This window comes from Chenggangzhangella methanolivorans (genome assembly GCF_042648545.1).
GTDB lineage: Bacteria > Pseudomonadota > Alphaproteobacteria > Rhizobiales > Methylopilaceae > Methylopila > Methylopila methanolivorans.
Genome location: NZ_JBHRXS010000004.1, coordinates 367,509 through 384,457, shown reverse-complemented (window position 1 = coordinate 384,457; position 16,949 = coordinate 367,509). Strand labels below are relative to the sequence as shown.

The following is a 16,949-nucleotide window of genomic DNA, read 5'->3' as shown; positions in this document are numbered from 1 at the left end:
CCGCCGAGCCCCCGAGCGCGTCGCGGCGCGCGCGCTGGGCCGTGAGCTCGGCGAAGACCTCCCGGTCCTCGGCGACGAGCCGGGCCTCGTCCGCGCCGAGCGCCTCGATCGCGGCCGGCGCGGCGTCAGGATCGAAGGAGGCGAGTTCGCCCCGCAGCGTCTCTTCGTCGGGCCGCTCGCCCGCCATCAGCAGCTGGGCGCGCCGCTCGGCGAGCGTCTCGGCGAGCTTTTGGCGCGCGGCGAAGCGGGCGAGCGCGTCGCGAAGGTCCGCGCCTTCGGGAAAAGCCGACGAGGCCGCAGCGACGGCCGCGCTCGCTTCGGCGCGCCGCTCGGCCGCGGCCGAGGCCGAACGCCGCGCTTCGACGAGGCGTCGCGAGGTCTCGACGCGGCGCGTCTCGGCCGCGCGCGCGGCGGTGAGGCGGTCGTTGAGGCGCCGGGCCGCGGCGTCCGGCGCAAGGTCGGCGAGATCCGGCGCGACGGCGCCGACGAGCTCGGCGACCTGATCGGAAAACAGCGCCGAGTCCCGCACGATGCCGCGCACGCGCCGGCTCCTGTCCTCGCGCTCGGCGATGAGCGCCGGCGCCTCGTCCCAGGCGGCGAGCGCGGCGGCGGCGCCGGAAAGCGCCGATTCCGGCGCAAGGCCCGCGGCCGCGCAGGCCGACGACCAGAGCGCGGCGCGGGCGGCCGCGCCGGCCTGCGCCGCCTGCTCCTCGGCCTCGAGCCGGGCGAGCCGCCGGCCGAGCTCGCCGATGGCGGCGGCGGCCTCGGCCGCGTCGCGCCAGACCTCGTCGAGCGCGGCGAGCCGCTCCTCGATCCGTTCTCCCAGCGCCCGGGCCGAAAGGTCCTCGACGCCCTTGAGCCCGATTTCGGCGCCGAGCGCCGCAAGCTCGGGCCGCAGCTCGGCCGCCTGCGCGTCGAGCGCTGCGAGATCGGCGAGGCGCCGGCCGTTGCGCTCGCGCCGATCGAGCAGCGCCGCGACGTCCTTGCGCCAGCCCTCCATCTCGGCGGGCGTCGCGGGCGACACGCCGGACGGGGCCCAGGCGCCGCGCCAGTCCTCCAGCGCCTCGCCCCGTCCAGCTTCGAGCGCCGTCCGTCGCGCCCTGCCCGCGTGGAGAGCGGCCGCGAGATCCTCGCCGCGACGCTTCAGCTCGGCTTCGCGGGCTGCGCGCCCGGCGTCCTCGGCGGCGCGGTCGGCGAGGCGGTCGGCCTCGGCCATGGCCGCTTCGAGCTCCGACACGGCCGCCGCAAGTTCGCCCGGTTCAAGCGGCGCGAGACCGAAGAGGTGGGTCCGGAGCCGCTCCCAGCCGGCCCGGCGCGCCTCGCGCGCCATGCGCACCGCCTCCGGCGAGGCGATCGGCCCGCTCGAGGCGAGCGCCCGCGCCTCGCTCGCAGCCCGCGCGCTCTCGGCCTCGTCGCGGGCGAGCGCTTCGGCCGCGCGCGCGATGTCGGCGTCGAGCCGGTCGAGCGCGCCGCGATGACGCGCGATGGTCTCGGCGCCCGGAACCGCGCGTCCGGCGAGCTGGTCGAGATCGCCGACCGGCGGCAACAGCCTCGCGGCGGCCTCCGCCAGCGCGCGGGCCTCGGCGCCTGCCTCAGCGGCCGCGGCCTCGCGCCGGTCGAGCGACCTGAGACGCGGCGAAAGGCCTGCGAAGATCTCGCGGAAGGGTCGCGGGTCGATCGACTCGAGCGGCCCCCGGTCCCGTTCGAGCAGGAACAGGCGTTCGCGCTCGGCCGCGATCGCCTTCGCGCGTTCGGCCGATGCGCGGGCGCGTTCGCGGCCGTCCTCGATCATCGCCTTCAGCTCGGCCCGCGCCGCATCGGTCGGGCGCGCGGCTTCGACGGCCGCGACGTCGGGAAGTCCGAGCCGTTCGGCGAGCTGGGCGAGCGCGGCCTCGCGCTCCTCCGCCTCGCGCCGCACCCGCGGCAAGTCGGTCTGGAGCGTGGCGTAGGCGCCGGACTGGCGGAACGCGCGCTCGATCGCCTCCGCCGCGCCAAGCGCCGCCTCGTCGAGCCCGGCCGAGGCGACCTCGGCCTCGAGCGCCTTGAGAGCGCCGGCGGCCCGGCCAGCGGCCTCGCGCGCGGCCTCCGCGGCGTCGAGCGCGCGGGCGAGCGCGGCGGCGCCGGCGATCGTCAGGTCAGGCGCTTCGCCTTGATCCTCTAGCGCGCGCCGCGTCTCGTCGACGCCGGTCGCGGCCCGCCTGGCGCGTCCGAGCCGCTCGATCCGGGCGCGGTCGGTGCGGGTTTCGGCGAGGCGCCGTTCGAGCTCGGCGTGACGCGTCTCGAGCGCCGCGATGGCCTCGTTCAGCCGCTTCCACTCGGTCTGGCCGAGCTCGTTCGCCGCCACCTCCTTGCGCGCGGCCTCGAAGGCGCGGAACTCCTCGTTGAAGCGCCGCGTCGAGGCCTGCGGGCGAAACAGCGCGTCGGCCTCCTCGTCGAGCCCGCGACGCTTCTCCTCCAATCCCCGAAGGCCGGAGGCCGCGGCGAACAGGCTCGCGCCCGCCTCCCCGTCGGCCTTGCGAAGCTCCTCGCCGCCCTTGCGGAGCGCGTCGGAGGTCAGGCCGAAGGCCCGCTCGAAGGTCTCGCGTCCGAGAGCCCCGAGGAAGGGCGCCAGCAGGTCGTCGCGCAGCGGCTTGTCGTCGGCGTCGATCAGCGTCGCCTTGGCGCCCTTGCGGCGACGGAAGAAGACCTCGCGCCCTTCGGCGTCCGCGATCAGCGCCCCGAGCCTCAGCTCGCCGGTCGCATGGCGGAAAGCGAAATCAGTGCGCTGGCCGAAGCCGAACAGCAGGTCGCCGACCGCCGAGAGCGCCGAAGATTTGCCCGCCTCGTTCGGCCCGAAGACGAGATGAAGCCGCGCGTCCGGCCGGAAGACGAGCGCTCGTCCCTCGAACGCGCCGTATTTCTCGAGATCGAGCCGCAGCAGCCGCATCGCCGCCTCAGGCTCCGAGCCGACCGAGCGCGAGCGCCCGCGCCTCGGCGAGAAGCCCGGCAAGATCGTCGGCAAGCGCCGGCTCGTCCGACGAGGCCGCCGGAAGACGCGCGCCCATCGCTTGCAGCGTCTCGGCGGCGCGGGCCAAGAACTCGGGATCGTCGTCGATCCCCTCCATCAGCCCCGCGAGGTCGAGCGACTTCAACTCCGGCGCTCGCTCCGCGGCGGCGGCGGGCGAAGACGTGGCGAGCTTCAGCTTCTCGAGCCAGACGTCGGCGCCGAGCCGATGGAGCGCGGCCTGCGCCTCTTCGGCGATCCGGCCCCGCGCGGCGGCGAAAGGAAGATGAAGCGGCGTCTCGCCATGAAGCGTCACGCGGACGGCGAGAAGCCGGCCCTCGGCCTCGGCGACATGCGGCGCGGCGGCCTCTTCGATGCGTCGGAGAGCCGAGGCCTCGTCCGCGACGTCGGCGAGGTCGACCTCCGCGATCGCGAAGCGGGCCCGGTCGACCAGCAGCCGCTCTGCGGAGACGACGCGCCCGTCCTCGACGTCCACGACGACCGCGCCCTTCGGCCCGCATTCGCGGACGCTGCGGCCCTGCATGCAGCCGGGAAACACGATCCAGGGATCCTGCGACAGCTCTTCGTGCATATGCACGTGACCGAGCGCCCAGTAGTCGTAGCCCTTCAGGCGAAGCTCCTCGACGGAGCACGGCGCGTAGGTCTCGTGCGCCGCGTAGCCGCCGCAGGAAGTGTGCAGCAGGCCGATGTTGAACCAGCCCGGCACGGGCGCCGGATAGCCGCGGGCGAGATTGTCCGGCGCGGCGCGGTCCGCGAAACTCTGGCCGTGGAGCGCGACCTTCAGCTCGTCGAGACGCACGGTCGCGGGCTTCTTCGACGGAAATTGCGCGACGCTTTCGGGCGCGGTGATCGCGCGCGTCACGACGCTGTCGGCGTCATGGTTGCCCTTCACCATCGCGACCTTGACGCCGGCGCGATCGAGCCGCCCGAGTTCCCGGGCGAAGAACAGACCGATCGAGGCGTCGCGCCATTCGCCGTCATAGACGTCGCCGGAGATCACGAAGAGCGCGGCGCCGAGCTCGATCGTGCGGGAGACGAGATCGGAAAAGGCGTCGCGGCTCGCGCTCGCAAACCGTTCCGCGAGATCACGGTCGGCGCGCGCGATCCCGGAAAGCGGCGCTCCGAGATGCAGGTCAGCGGCGTGGACGAAGCGAAAGCTGCTCACGGGCGGGACAATCGCAGCCGGGGCGCCGATTCGCGAGCGGCTCGCATTCGGCCCGGCTCTTTCCGCGCGCGGCGCGGAAGGGTTAGAAGGCTTCTCATCGACGGTTCAGGAGGCCTCATGCCGGGCGCGCTCGACGGGATCTTCGTGGTGACGATGGAGCAGGCGGTGGCGGCTCCGCTCGCGAGCGCCCGGCTTGCCGACGCCGGCGCGCGGGTGGTGAAGCTCGAGCGCGAAGACGGCGACTTCGCGCGCGGCTACGACGACTTCGTCCAGGGCCAGTCGACCTATTTCGTCTGGGTCAATCGCGGCAAGGAGAGCTGCCGGGTCGATCTCAAGACCCCAGAGGACCGGGCCTTCGTCGAGGCGATGGTCGCCCGCGCCGACGTCTTCATCCAGAACTTCGCGCCGGGCGCAGCTTCGCGCCTCGGGCTCGGCGGCGCCGAGCTGCGCAAGCGTCACCGGCGGCTGATCGTCTGCGAAATCTCCGGCTATGCGGCCGGCTCGCCCGACCACGAGCGCAAGGCCTACGATCTGCTGCTGCAGGCAGAGGTCGGCCTCTCGGCCATCACGGGCGCCGAAGGCTCCGCCCCTGCGCGCGTGGGCGTCTCGCTCTGCGACATCGCCACCGGCGAGGCCGCTTACGCCGCGATCCTCGAAGCGCTGATCCGACGCGGAAAGACAGGCGAGGGCTCGCTGATCGAGCTGTCTCTCTTCGACACGCTCGCCGACCACATGAACGTGCCGTATCTCACGCGCCGCTATGGCGGTTTCGAGCCGAAGCGGCTCGGCCTCGCGCACCCGTCGATCTGTCCCTACGGCGTTTTCGCCCTCGCGGACGGCGAGATCGTCATCTCGATCCAGAACGAACGCGAGTGGCGCATCCTCTGCGCGGAGGCGCTGGGCGATCCCGACTTCGCCGAAGACCCGCGCTTTTCTTCCAACGTCCAGCGCGTGAAGAACCGCGAGGCGTGCGACGCCCGCGTGCAGAAGGCGCTCGCGAGCCGCAGCCGCGCCGAGGTGACGGAAGCGCTCGACCGGGCGCGGATCGCCTATGGGCTCGTGTCCACCGTCGCCGACCTCATGGCGCATCGCAGCGCCACGACGCTGCCCGTCGAGACGCCGGGCGGGCCGGCCGAAGTGCTCGCGCCGCCGGTGGTGATCGAGGGAAAGCGCCGCACGCTCGGCCCCGTTCCGGCGCTCGGACAGCACGACGCGGCGTTGCGCGCCGAGTTCGCGCCGCTCCGGGCGGCCGGGGAGTAGCGGCGATGACGGTGGTGCGCGAGGAGGATTTCGTCGCCTCGGTCGCGGCCGCGCTGCAGTTCATCGCCTGCTATCATCCGGCCGATTTCCTGAAGAGCCTCAAAGCCGCCTACGACCGCGAGGAAAGCCCGGCGGCCAAGGACGCGATCGCCCAGATCCTCGTGAACTCGCGCATGGCCGCGATCGGCCGGCGGCCGATGTGCCAGGACACCGGCATGGTGGCGGTGTTCGTGAAGGCAGGCGTCGGCGTCCGGTTCGAGACCACGCGCGGACTGCAGGATCTCGTCGACGAGGCGGTGGCTCGCGCCTATCTCGACGACGAGAACCCTCTGCGCCCCACCATGGTGTCGGATCCGCTCGGCGACCGGAAGAACACCGGCGACAACGGCCCGGCGATGCTGCATGTCGACCTCGTCGCGGGCGATGCGGTCGAGGTGATCGTCGCGGCCAAGGGCGGCGGGTCGGAGAACAAGGCGCGGTTCGCGCAGCTCAATCCGAGCGCCTCCGTGGCCGAGTGGGTGATCCAGACCGTCGAGACGCTCGGCGCCGGCTGGTGCCCGCCGGGCATGATCGGGATCGGGGTCGGCGGCTCGTCCGACCACGCGATGCTGCTCGCCAAGGAGTCTCTGTTCGAGCCGATCGACATGGGCGAGTTGCTGCGCCGCGGGCCATCGACCGCCGCCGAGGAGCTGCGGATCGAGCTCTACGAGCGCATCAACGCGCTCGGCATCGGCGCGCAGGGGCTCGGCGGGCTGACGACCGTGGTCGACGTGAAGGTGAAGACCGCGCCGACCCATGCGGCCTCGAAGCCCGTCGGCCTCGTGCCGCAATGCGCTGCGAACCGCCATGTGCGCTTCACGCTCGACGGTTCCGGGCCCGCGCGCTTCGATCCGCCCTCGCTCGCCGACTGGCCGGAGATCGCGCTGCAGCGGACGGCGGACGCCGCGAAGAAAGTCGACCTCGACGCCTTGAGCCGCGCCGAGGTCGCGTCCTGGAAAGCCGGCGACCGGCTGCTGCTGTCCGGAAAACTCCTCACCGGCCGCGACGCCGCCCACAAGCGCATGGTCGAGATGATGGCGCGCGGCGAGCCGCTTCCGGTGAGCCTCAAGGGCCGGGTGATCTACTATGTGGGCCCCGTGAAGGCGGTGGGGGACGAGGCCGTGGGCCCCGCCGGCCCCACCACCGCGACCCGCATGGACATGTTCACCGCCGAGATGCTGGAGAACACCGGCCTCTTCGCGATGATCGGCAAGGCCGAGCGCGGCCCCCAGGCGATCGAGGCCATCCGCCGCCACGGCGCGGCCTCGCTGATCGCGGTCGGCGGCGCGGCGATCCTCGTGGCCAAGGCGATAAAGTCGTCGAAAGTGCTCGCCTTCGCCGATCTCGGCATGGAGGCGATCCACGAGTTCGACGTCGAGGACATGCCGGTCACCGTCGCGGTCGACGCGCAAGGCTCCTCGATCCACCAGCTCGGCCCAGCGCTCTGGCGAAAGGTCCCCGCATGAACGACGCCCCCTCGCCCGCCTTCGACCCTCTCGGCGAAGGCTGGGAGGTGTTCGACGGCCAGGGCTTCGTCGACCATGTCGGTCCGTTCTACGTGCGGACCGGCGCGGACGGCCTGCGCTCGTTCGGCTTCGTGGCGGAGCCCAAGCACGCCAACCTGATCGGCGTCGTCCATGGCGGCATGCTGATGACGCTCGCCGACCGCGCCCTCGGCGTCGCGGCATGGGACGCGGCGGGCGGCAAGCCGAGCGTCACCGTGCAGTTCGACATGCAGTTCCTGTCCGCCGTGAAGATGGGCGAGTTCGCCTCCATGCAGCCCGAGCTCGTGCGCCTCACGCGCTCGCTCGTCTTCATGCGCGGCACGCTCATGGTCGGCGACAGGGCGGCGGCCGCGGCCAACGGGCTGTGGAAAATCCTCGATCGGGCCGCATGAACGCCGGCGTGACGCGCCGCTCGACGCGGTTGCGGTTTATGAACCAATCGAGCCGATCTATTTAAGGCGATGAGCGGCCGCCGATTCTGGCGCGGCCGCGCATGGACGGGACCGCGATGCTGACCAAGAAGGCCAAATACGGTCTGAAAGCGATGGTCGATCTCGCACGCCTCGAGCCCGGTCACTCCACTTTCGTGGCCGATGTCGCGAGCCGCAACGCGATCCCCAAGAAGTTTCTCGACGCCATTCTGGGCGAGCTGCGCAACGCCGGCATGCTGACCTCGAAGAAGGGCAAGGCCGGCGGCTACATGCTGGCCAAGCCCGCCGAGGCCATCACCATCGGCTCGATCATCCGCACGCTGGACGGCCCGCTCGCGCCGATCCCATGCGCAAGCCGCTCGGCCTATGTGCCGTGCGAGGACTGCAAGGACGTCAAGGCCTGCCAGGTGCGGCTGCTGATGCTCGACGTGCGCGACGCGATGTCCCGAATTCTCGACGAGCATACGCTCGCCGAGATGCGCGACATCGGCGAGAACGCCATGGCGGGCTTCATCTACCAGATCTGACGGGCCGTCGGCCCGGACCCGCGAGGCCGGCGGCGATGCAGCGCCCCATCTCCCTCGACCGCCGCAAAGCCTTCCGGCCGCCCTCGCTCGCGGCGAGCGGCGCGGCGCTGGTGGGCTCCGAACCGCGCGGGTTCGAGGTCGCGCGTGGGACGGCGATGATCGAAAGCGGCGCGCCGCTTTCAGCCGCCTATCTCGTGACCGAGGGGCTCGTCGCAATCCTTGCGAGGACGCCCGGAGGCGCGCGGGCCGAGGCCGGGCTCGTCGGCCCCGGCGGGCTCGTCGGCCATCAGGCGGCGCTCGGCGCGCGGACGGCCTCGACGGACGCGCTCGCGCTCACGGCGACGCGCGGCCTTCTGCTCGACGGGGCGTCGCTGGCCGCGCTCGCGACCGGGAGCCCTCCCCTTCATCGCGATCTCGTCGATTACGCCCTCGCCCGCGCGGCGGAGACCGAGAGGCTCTGCGCTTGCGCCGCCGCCCATTCGATCGAGCGGCGGCTGGCGCGGTGGCTGCTGTCGGCGACGGCGCTCCTTGGCGAACGGCCCATCGAGGTCACCCACCAGCAGCTCGGCGACATCTTCGCCGTGCGGAGAGCGAGCGTGACCACGAGCCTGCATCTGCTCGAGGGCGAGCGCGCCGTCCGGTGCCGGCGCGGCTCGGTGGAGGTCCGAGACCTCGCAAGGCTCGAGGCGGCCTCCTGCGGCTGCCACGTGGAGCCTTGGCGGCCCTAAGACCCCTGCTGCTCGAGCGCGACGTCGACCGAGATGCCGCGGATCTGCAGCTTCCACATGCGTGCGAAGATCCCGCCCTTCTGGATCAGCTCCTCGATCGGTCCGTCCTCGGCGACCTTGCCGCCCATCAGAACCACGATCCGATCGAAGCTCGTCAGCGTCGACAGGCGATGCGCGACCGCGATGACGGTGCGCCCCTGGGTCAGCTTGTCGAGCGCGCGCTGGACCTCGAGCTCGGACTCGGTGTCGAGCGCCGAAGTCGCCTCGTCGAGGATCACGATCGGCGCGTCCTTCAGGATCGCGCGCGCGATGCCGACGCGCTGGCGCTGGCCGCCCGAGAGCTTGGCGCCGCGGTCGCCCACGATCGTGCCGTAGCCGTCCGGCAGATCGTCGATGAAGTGGCAATGCGCGGCGGCGGCCGCCGCCTTCACCTCCTCGTCGCTCGCCTCGGGGCGTCCGAAGCGGATGTTCTCCATCACGGTGCGGTGGAACAGGGAGATCTCCTGCGGCACCACGGCGATCGCGAAGCGCAGCGATTCCTGCGTGAGCGTCCTTGCGTCCTGACCGTCGATTAGCACCCGGCCCGCCTGGATGTCGTGCAGGCGCTGGGTCAGGTGGATGATGGTCGACTTGCCGGCGCCCGAAGGCCCGACCACGCCGACTTTCTGTCCCGCCGGAATGTCGAGGTCGAAGTCGCGGAGCACGGGCTTGGCCGGATCGTAGCCGAAGGTGACGTTCTCGAACCGCACCGTCCCGGCCTCGCGCCGAAACGGCTTGGCGTCTTCGGCGTCGACGACCTCATGGGCGACGCCGACGACCTTCAGGGTCTGGCCGAGATAATTGACGTGCTGCTCGATCTCGACGAGCGCCACCGCAAGATCGCGCGAGCCATGCAGGATGCGGAACACCAGCGTCGACACGACGACCACGTCGCCGGCGGTGACCTGGCCCGCCTTCCAGAGCAGCAGCGCCCAGACCAGCATCGAGCCCGCCATGGTCCAAAGCATGACGTCGTGGATGACGCGGGCCTTCTCGGTGAACATCCAGCTGCGGCGCTGGGCGTTGGCCTCGCCGTCGAGGGTGTAGCGCAGCCGCGCGCGTTCGCGGGCCCCGGCGGCGAACGCCTTGATCGACCAGATGTTGGTGAGGACGTCGACCATCTCGCCGCCGGTCTGGCCGGCCTGCTCGGCGTATTGGCGATGGAGAGGCCGGCCGCGGGTCGAATAGAAGAACAGCAGCCCGGTGATCGCCGCGGCGAAGAAGGCGAGCGCGAGCGCCATCCAGACGTTGATCGTCAGGAAGATGAAGAACGCGCCGAAGAAATTCACGATCGGCGGCGCGAAGTTCCAGGTCAGCTTGTTGACCATCGCCGAGAAGTCGCCGGCCGTCGACGTGATGCGATGGCCGAGCGAGCCGGCGCGCTGCTCCTGGAAGAAGCGCATCGGATGACCGGTGGCGTAGTTCAGGAGATCGAGGCGGATATCCACGCCCACGCCGACCGAGGTTCGGCAGCCGAGCCAGCCCGAAACGCGCCACAGCGCGGCCTCCAGCGCGAACAGCCCGACGAAGAAGGCGAGCGCGTACCAGACCGCGACATTGTCGGCCGGCGGCTTCTCCATCGCGTCGACGAGAAGCTTCATGCCGTATTGCGAGGCGATGCCGGCGAGCGAGGCGGTGACCACCACGGTGGTGAGCCCGATGAAATGGCCCGGCCAAAGCTTCACGTAGCGCCAGAGGAACCGCAGCGGCCCCTGCATGGAGCGCGCGAGATCCTCGTTCTCCTCCAGGCGCTCGGGCGCGTAAGGCCGGTCGGCCGCGCGCACGATCTCGGCGGTCGAAGCGGCGTGGTCCGTCATGACGCCTCGCGGCGGAGCGGCGCGAGCGGTTCGTCATTGGCGGCGAGAAGATCCGCCTCGAAGCGCTGGCGCTGTCGCTCGAGTTCGGCGGCGTATTCCTCGCAGATCAGGCGCTCGCCGTCGTGGCCGGCGTTCCCGAACAGGCCGACGTCGCAGTGGCGATCGTTGTCCCAGCCCGGATAGTCGAAGATCGGATAGAGGCACATGGCCTCGACGCTCACTCCGGCCTTCCGCGCGGCCGCGACCTCCTGGGCGACGTAATAGAGCCAGGCCGGGCGGGCGGTGTTCTCGGCGCCGAGCTCCGAGACGATGACGGGGCGGCCGTAGCGCTCGGCGGTCTGCGCCAGAAGCTCGCGGAACGGCCGGTAATTGTACTGGCCGAGCGGCACGGGCGGACCGCCCAGAACCCACTGGTTGTCCGGGTAGTAGTTGACGCCCACGATGTCGAGCTTGTCGGGCGAGCCGCCGAGCTCGGGGTTCAACCGGCCGACCAGCATGTCGTGGGCGGCGTACTGGACGTTGCAGTAGTCGGCCGCGTCGGCGAGCGCCTGCGGGCTGTCGCCGTTCGGCGAGACATGGATGCAGGGCTCCGCGACGATGAAGCGCGCCCGCGGGTCGACCTCACGGACAGCGTCGATCGACGCGATGGCCGCGCGGGCGAGCTGACGCTTCAATTCGTCGCCCCTGCCCTTCGTGGTCGGGTTGAAGCGGCCCATGTCCCCGCCGGCCCAGGCCCAGAACGACATCTCGTTCACGGGGCAAAAATAGGGAATCTCGTCGCTCTGATCCTTGAGAAACTGCGCCGCGGCCTTTGAAAAACGGGCGAAACGCTCGGGAAAGGACGGCGACCAGACGTCGAGCCAGTCCGGATAGCCGTAGTGGCACAGATCCCAGACGATCTGGACGCCCGCTCCTTGCGCCGCCTTCGCCATCGGCGCGACGCTCGACCAATCGTAGAAGCCCGCGGTCTTCTCGATGAGATGCCAGCGCATGCCGTCGCGCGCGGCCCGCATCCCGCGGCCGGCCACCAGCGCATAATCGGTCGCGGCGCAGACGTCGTGCCTGGTGGACGCGAGCAGGTCGAGACGCTTGCCGTCGGCGCGCCGTTGCGAAGCGCATTCGAAGCCCGCCATGAAGAAGCTGCGAAGTCCGGCGGCGCTCGGCAGGACGCTAGAGCTCAAGGGTCGTCTCCGTGGAAATTTCGGGGATGCGCCGGAGGAGCGGCGCGGAAGCCATATGGGTCCTGATCGCGCGGCTCACGCAAAGCTGTATTTATTTGTACGGTTTCGTACAAATAAGCGCTCTTAGGAACCTGCTCTCACGATCGGTTGTTTCGGGACCGGCGACCATTGCGCCGGACGCGATTGCTTGTCGCTCGTTCAGTTTCGGTTCATTTCGCCTCCCCTACCGTTTTCGTAATGATGTCTCGCATTTTTGGGAGAGATAATGCTCACGACAGCGAAACTTGCGCCGAATTCAGGATCAGACGATCCGATTAGATTTGAAGACGCAACTGTCGTTTGCTTTTCTCATCTCCGCTGGGACTTCGTCTATCAGCGCCCGCAACATCTCCTCAGCCGGTTCTCTCGCCATCACGACGTGATGGTGATTGAAGAGCCGGTCTTCGAAGACGTGGCCGAGCCCGAACTGCGCGTGACCCCGCGAGACGGCCGGGTGAAGGTTGGCGTTCCGGTGCTGCCGCACGGCCTCGGCCATGCCGGCGACGTGCTCGCCCAGCGCAAGCTCGTCGACCAGATGCTGGCGGGCCTCAAGACCTCCAAGCGCGTCTTCTGGTACTACACGCCGATGGCGCTGCTGTTCACGCGCCACCTCGACGCCGACGTCATTGTGTTCGACTCGATGGACGAGCTGTCCGCCTTCAAGGGCGCGCCGCCCGAGCTGCTGGCGCTCGAAGAAGAGATCATGGGCCGCGCCGACGTGGTCTTCACCGGCGGCCACAGCCTCTACGAGGCCAAGAAGCACCGCCACCACGACATCCACGCCTTCCCGTCCTCGATCGAGACCAAGCACTTCGCGCGTGCCCGCGCCGCGGACCGCAAGGAGCCCGAGGACCAGGCCGCGATCGGCCATCCGCGCCTCGGCTTCTTCGGCGTCGTGGACGAGCGCTTCGACATCGATCTCCTTCGCGAGGTCGCCGCCGCCAAGCCCGACTGGCAGTTCGTCATGATCGGCCCGGTGGTGAAGATCGACCCGGCGGATCTGCCGAAGGGCGACAACATCCATTGGCTCGGAGGGCGCGACTACAAGCAGCTCCCGGACTATATCGGCGGCTGGGACGTCGGCTTCATGCCCTTCGCGCTGAACGAATCCACGCGGTTCATCAGCCCCACTAAGACGCCGGAATTCCTCGCGGCCGGCCTGCCGGTCGTGTCGACGCCGATCCACGACGTCATTCGCTCCTACGGGGACGAAGGCTACGTCGAGATCGTGAAAGACGCCGCCTCCGTCGTGAAATCGGCCGAAGAGCTGATGGCGATGGATCGCGCGCCGTTCCTCGAGCGGGTCGATCAGAAACTCGCCGAGAACTCTTGGGATCAGACGTTCGAAAGGATCTACGAGCTCGTGGTGAGGGCGCATGACCGCCGTCACTCGCGTTCCGAAGGGGCAAACTTCGGAAAGGAAACTCTCCGTGTATGATTGGCTGATCGTCGGCGCAGGCTTCGCAGGCAGCGTCCTGGCGGAAAGGATCGCGGCCGAACGCGACCAGTCCGTCCTCATCATCGACCGTCGTCCGCATATCGCAGGCAACGCCTACGACAAGTACGACGACGCCGGCGTGCTCATGCATCAGTATGGGCCGCACATCTTCCACACCAACTCGGACCAGATCGTCGACTATCTGTCGAAGTTCACCGAGTGGCGGAAATACGAGCATCGCGTGCTCGGCATGATCGACGGCAAGACGGTGCCGATCCCGATCAACCGGACCACGATCAATGCGCTCTACGACCTCGATCTCAAGACCGACGAGGAGGCTCAGGCCTTCCTCGACTCGCGCGCCGAGCCGGTCGAGACGATCAAGACGTCGGAAGACGTGGTCGTCTCCAAGATCGGCCGCGAGCTCTACGAAAAGTTTTTTAAAGGCTACACCACCAAGCAGTGGGGCCTCGATCCGTCCGAGCTCGACAAGTCGGTGACCTCGCGCGTGCCGACGCGCACCAACACGGACGACCGTTACTTCACGGACACCCACCAGTGCATGCCGAAGCACGGCTACACGCGGATGTTCGAGAGGATGCTGAGTCATCCGAACATCAAGATCATGCTGAACGCGGATTATCGCGAGATCCGGGACGAAATCCCGCATCGCCGGCTGATCTTCACTGGTCCGATCGACGAGTTCTTCGACTTCCGCTTCGGTCGCCTGCCCTACCGCTCGCTCAAGTTCAAGCATGTCACGCTTGATCAGGAGAAGTATCAGGAGACCGGCACCGTCAATTATCCGATGAGCGAGGATTACACCCGCATCTCGGAGTACAAGCACCTGACGGGCCAGGAACACCACAAGACGACGATCACCTACGAGTATCCGTCGGCGACGGGCGATCCCTACTATCCGATCCCCCGTGACGAGAACCAGGCGCTCTACAAGAAGTACCAGGCTCTCGCGATGCAGACGGAGAATGTGCACTTCGTCGGCCGCCTCGCGACCTACCGGTACTACAACATGGACCAGGTCGTGGGTCAGGCCCTCGCCGAGTTCCGCCGCATCCAGGAGCAGGTTCCGCTCTGGACCGGCGTCAACGGCGCGAACGGCGCCTCCGCCGACGATCGTCTCATCGGCGCGACGCTGGACGGCCGCCTGCTGAACTGACCGACGTTCCGGTCGGACCGAACGGAAGGGCGTCGCCGCAAGGCGGCGCCCTTTTCGTTCGGGAGAAGGCGCGCCTCGGAAGCGAGCCCACGAACCACCCGGTCATCCCGGTCCTGACCCGGGATCCAGAACCGACGCCGTCGCCGGTCTGGTTGCGAGGGGTTCGGTTCTGGATCCCGGCTCAAGGCCGGGATGACGGGCGGTGCGTCACGCGCCTGCAAAACAATGACCCGCGTGGCGAACGGCGACGGCTCCCTACCGCCGCCGCTCGACGATCATCGGCAGGCCGCCTTTGGGCTGAAGCGAGATCCCGCCGAACGGGACGATGGGCCCCTTGGTCGCAAGCCGGAACCTCAGCCTGCGGGCGAGCGCCAGAATGCCGAACATCAGATTGGCGCTCGAGGCGCTCGCGCCGGGGCACACGCGCGGCCCCGCCGCGAAGGGGATGAAGGCGAAGCGGTGGCGCTTGTCGCGATTCTCGTCCGCGAAGCGGTCCGGGTCGAACACGCCCGGCCGCTCCCACAGCTTCTCGTGGCGGTGGATGATGAAGGGCGCGACGCACATGATCGCGCCCTTCGGCGCCCTCTGGCCCGCAACCTCGTCGGCCTTTAGCGCCTTGCGCACGATCACCGGGATCGGCGGATAGAGCCGCATCGTCTCGTCGAGCACGCGCCTGGTGTAGGGCACGAGCCCGACATGTTCGGGCGTCAACGGGTCGTCGCCGAGCACCGCGTCGATCTCGGCGTGCATGCGCTCGGCGACGTGCGGATGCAGGTCGAGCAGGTACCAGATCCAGGTCAGCGCGCGGATGGTGGCGTCGCCGGCCGCGATGATGGAGGCCGCCTCGTCGCGCGCCTCCTCGGCGGAGAAGGGCTGGCCGTCCTGCCGGTCGCGGGCGTGGGCGAGACGCCACAGCAGATCCTGCCCGCCCGCCCAGTCCGGCGACCGGCGGGCGTCGATAAGGCGGCGCAGCGTCACGTCCGCCTCGCCCTTCCAACCCTCGATCCGCCGCCGGACGAACAGCTTCGACACCCATTCGGGCTTCGGCACGATGTCGAGCGCCCGCGGCTTGCGCGGCACGGTGGAGAGCCATTTCATCACCGGGATCGCGTCCGGATCGCCGCCGGTCGAGATCTGGTTCAGCATCCGCATCAGCAGGTCGCCGGCGACCCGCTCCATGTCGACGGGCTTCTTGCTCCCCTTCGCGCCGGCCTTCTTTGCGAGGTCGGCCGCGCAGGCCTCCGCGAGCGCGATGATGGCCGGCGCGTCGGATTTCACCGAACGGGCGTCGATCGAGGGGGTGGCGATGCGGCGATGCCGCCGCCAGGTCTCGCCTTCGCTCGCGAGCGTCCCCGTGCCGATCTCGGCCTCGAACAGCCGCCGGATGGTCGGCACCCGGGGATAGTTGTCGAAATTGTCGACCAGCACCCGTTTGACGCCCGCGGGATCGCTGACGAAGCAGGCCGACACCATCCCGTAGGAGCGCCGCACGAACAGTTCGCGATAGAGCTCCGCGTCGAGCACGCCAAGCGAGTTCGTGGGAATCGTCTTGAGCAGGGTCAGGACCGGCAACGGCTTTTCGGGCCGGTCGGGCATTGCGAGGACGGGAGGCGTCGCGGGCGGCTCGGTCATGGCCGAGCGATAGCGTCACTCGGGCTGCGGCGGAAGAACCGACCCGGCGCGCAGAACCTGTTTCGAGCTGAAAAAGGATCTTGAGCGCCACGCTGCGCGCATTCGGGAGGCGCGAGCTTTCGGCGCAGGATCGTCGGCCGCCAACATTGGAGAAACGTTGGTCGGAGTGGCAGGATTCGAACCTGCGACCCCCTCGTCCCGAACGAGGTGCGCTACCAGGCTGCGCCACACTCCGAGCCGACGACGCGCCTTATAGGGGCCGCGCTCGCGCTCCGCAAGCGACCTTGTGCGGCCGTCCCCATTCGTCGCGCCCGGCTAAGGACCGCAGAGCGTGGAACCTGCTTCGCCGACGGCGCGTTGCACGCCTGAAGAGGCGGTTTTCCCACGCCGTCGACGACACAAGGACGACCGCTGGATGGTTTCTCGCAGGATCACGGAAAACGGCGACGACGCCGCCGACACGGTCGCGGCGGCTGGCCGCAGGGCCGGAACGCGGGCCCGGCGCGCCGGCGCGGACGCGGGAGCGGCCATCGAGCGCGGCTCGGCGGCCGGCGCGGCGCGCATGCGTCGGGCCGCGCGCCGAACCGCCGACGCCTATGACGCGACGACCGACGAATTCGAAGAGCGCGTCGATTCGCTCGAGGCGACGATCCGGCGCAACCCGATCGCGGCCGCCGGCGCGGCGCTTCTGGTCGGCGTCGTGCTGGGACGCTTCGTTTTGTGAGATTTTGAGGGCGAACCGCTCCGGTCTCGCCGCATTGGAGGACGACGAAATGGTCAACACCAACACAGTCAAAGGCGCGGCCAAGGAAGCGACCGGCAAGGCCAAGGCCGCTGTCGGGCGCGCGACGGGCGAGAAGGACCTCGAGGCCAAGGGCCGCGCGCAGCAGGCGGCCGGCAAGGTCCAGAAGGAAGCCGGCAAGGCCATCACGAAGGTGAAGTCCGCCGTTCAATGACGCCGACGGAC

Annotated in this window: 14 protein-coding genes and 1 tRNA gene; 9 read left to right on the top strand and 6 right to left on the bottom strand. The window is 69.7% G+C overall.

Annotation, left to right across the window (positions count from 1 at the left end):
* Positions 1-3,001 (bottom strand): AAA family ATPase (locus ACFOWB_RS07145; RefSeq protein ID WP_378146476.1); only part of this gene is annotated, 3,001 nt, incomplete at its 3' end.
* Positions 2,934-4,169, bottom strand: a complete 1,236-nt coding sequence (locus ACFOWB_RS07140; RefSeq protein ID WP_261403974.1) for a metallophosphoesterase family protein — start codon at positions 4,167-4,169, stop codon at positions 2,934-2,936. The genes ACFOWB_RS07140 and ACFOWB_RS07145, both read right to left, overlap by 68 nt.
* A gap of 117 nt (positions 4,170-4,286) precedes the next feature.
* On the opposite strand from ACFOWB_RS07140, the gene ACFOWB_RS07135 reads away from it, so the two are divergent.
* From ACFOWB_RS07135 to ACFOWB_RS07115, 5 genes are all read left to right on the top strand, one after another.
* Entirely contained in the window at positions 4,287-5,429 is a 1,143-nt protein-coding gene (locus ACFOWB_RS07135) for a CaiB/BaiF CoA transferase family protein (protein WP_378146473.1), read from the top strand.
* A gap of 5 nt (positions 5,430-5,434) precedes the next feature.
* Positions 5,435-6,934 (top strand): fumarate hydratase, encoded by a 1,500-nt coding sequence (locus tag ACFOWB_RS07130; protein ID WP_378146471.1) that lies wholly within the window; start codon positions 5,435-5,437, stop codon positions 6,932-6,934.
* Positions 6,931-7,365 carry a PaaI family thioesterase gene (locus ACFOWB_RS07125; RefSeq protein ID WP_261403976.1) on the top strand — a complete coding sequence of 145 codons (435 nt, stop codon included), beginning with the start codon at positions 6,931-6,933 and terminating at the stop codon, positions 7,363-7,365. The genes ACFOWB_RS07130 and ACFOWB_RS07125 overlap by 4 nt, the downstream gene beginning before the upstream one ends.
* A gap of 116 nt (positions 7,366-7,481) precedes the next feature.
* A complete protein-coding gene (locus ACFOWB_RS07120) occupies positions 7,482-7,931 on the top strand; it encodes an RrF2 family transcriptional regulator (RefSeq protein WP_378146897.1) in 450 nt (149 codons plus the stop codon).
* Positions 7,932-7,966: 35 nt separating this feature from the next.
* On the top strand, positions 7,967-8,659 hold the full coding sequence (locus tag ACFOWB_RS07115) for a Crp/Fnr family transcriptional regulator (protein WP_378146468.1): 693 nt from the start codon (positions 7,967-7,969) through the stop codon (positions 8,657-8,659).
* On the opposite strand, the gene ACFOWB_RS07110 is transcribed toward ACFOWB_RS07115, so the two are convergent.
* A complete protein-coding gene (locus ACFOWB_RS07110; RefSeq protein ID WP_378146466.1) occupies positions 8,656-10,515 on the bottom strand; it encodes an ABC transporter ATP-binding protein in 1,860 nt (619 codons plus the stop codon). The genes ACFOWB_RS07115 and ACFOWB_RS07110 overlap by 4 nt on opposite strands.
* Positions 10,512-11,696: a beta-glucosidase gene (locus ACFOWB_RS07105; protein ID WP_378146464.1), complete on the bottom strand. Its 1,185-nt coding sequence runs from the start codon at positions 11,694-11,696 to the stop codon at positions 10,512-10,514. Before ACFOWB_RS07105 ends, ACFOWB_RS07110 begins: the two co-directional genes overlap by 4 nt.
* 421 nt (positions 11,697-12,117) lie before the next feature.
* Here ACFOWB_RS07105 and ACFOWB_RS07100 point away from each other — a divergent pair, with 421 nt between their 5' ends.
* Both ACFOWB_RS07100 and glf read left to right on the top strand, forming a co-directional pair.
* On the top strand, positions 12,118-13,173 hold the full coding sequence (locus tag ACFOWB_RS07100) for a glycosyltransferase (protein ID WP_378146462.1): 1,056 nt from the start codon (positions 12,118-12,120) through the stop codon (positions 13,171-13,173).
* A complete protein-coding gene (gene glf / locus ACFOWB_RS07095) occupies positions 13,166-14,350 on the top strand; it encodes a UDP-galactopyranose mutase (RefSeq protein ID WP_261403984.1) in 1,185 nt (394 codons plus the stop codon). Before ACFOWB_RS07100 ends, glf begins: the two co-directional genes overlap by 8 nt.
* 255 nt (positions 14,351-14,605) lie before the next feature.
* Here the strand turns inward: glf and ACFOWB_RS07090 are convergent, their stop codons facing one another.
* Positions 14,606-15,982, bottom strand: a complete 1,377-nt coding sequence (locus ACFOWB_RS07090) for a cytochrome P450 (protein ID WP_261403985.1) — start codon at positions 15,980-15,982, stop codon at positions 14,606-14,608.
* 158 nt (positions 15,983-16,140) lie between these two features.
* A tRNA-Pro gene (locus ACFOWB_RS07085) sits at positions 16,141-16,217 on the bottom strand.
* Between the two features lie 180 nt (positions 16,218-16,397).
* Between ACFOWB_RS07085 and ACFOWB_RS07080 the strand changes: the two genes are divergently transcribed.
* Together ACFOWB_RS07080 and ACFOWB_RS07075 are read left to right on the top strand one after the other, a co-directional pair.
* Positions 16,398-16,706 (top strand): hypothetical protein, encoded by a 309-nt coding sequence (locus tag ACFOWB_RS07080; protein ID WP_378146459.1) that lies wholly within the window; start codon positions 16,398-16,400, stop codon positions 16,704-16,706.
* 49 nt (positions 16,707-16,755) lie between these two features.
* Positions 16,756-16,938: a CsbD family protein gene (locus tag ACFOWB_RS07075; protein ID WP_378146457.1), complete on the top strand. Its 183-nt coding sequence runs from the start codon at positions 16,756-16,758 to the stop codon at positions 16,936-16,938.
* Positions 16,939-16,949: the final 11 nt, after the last annotated feature.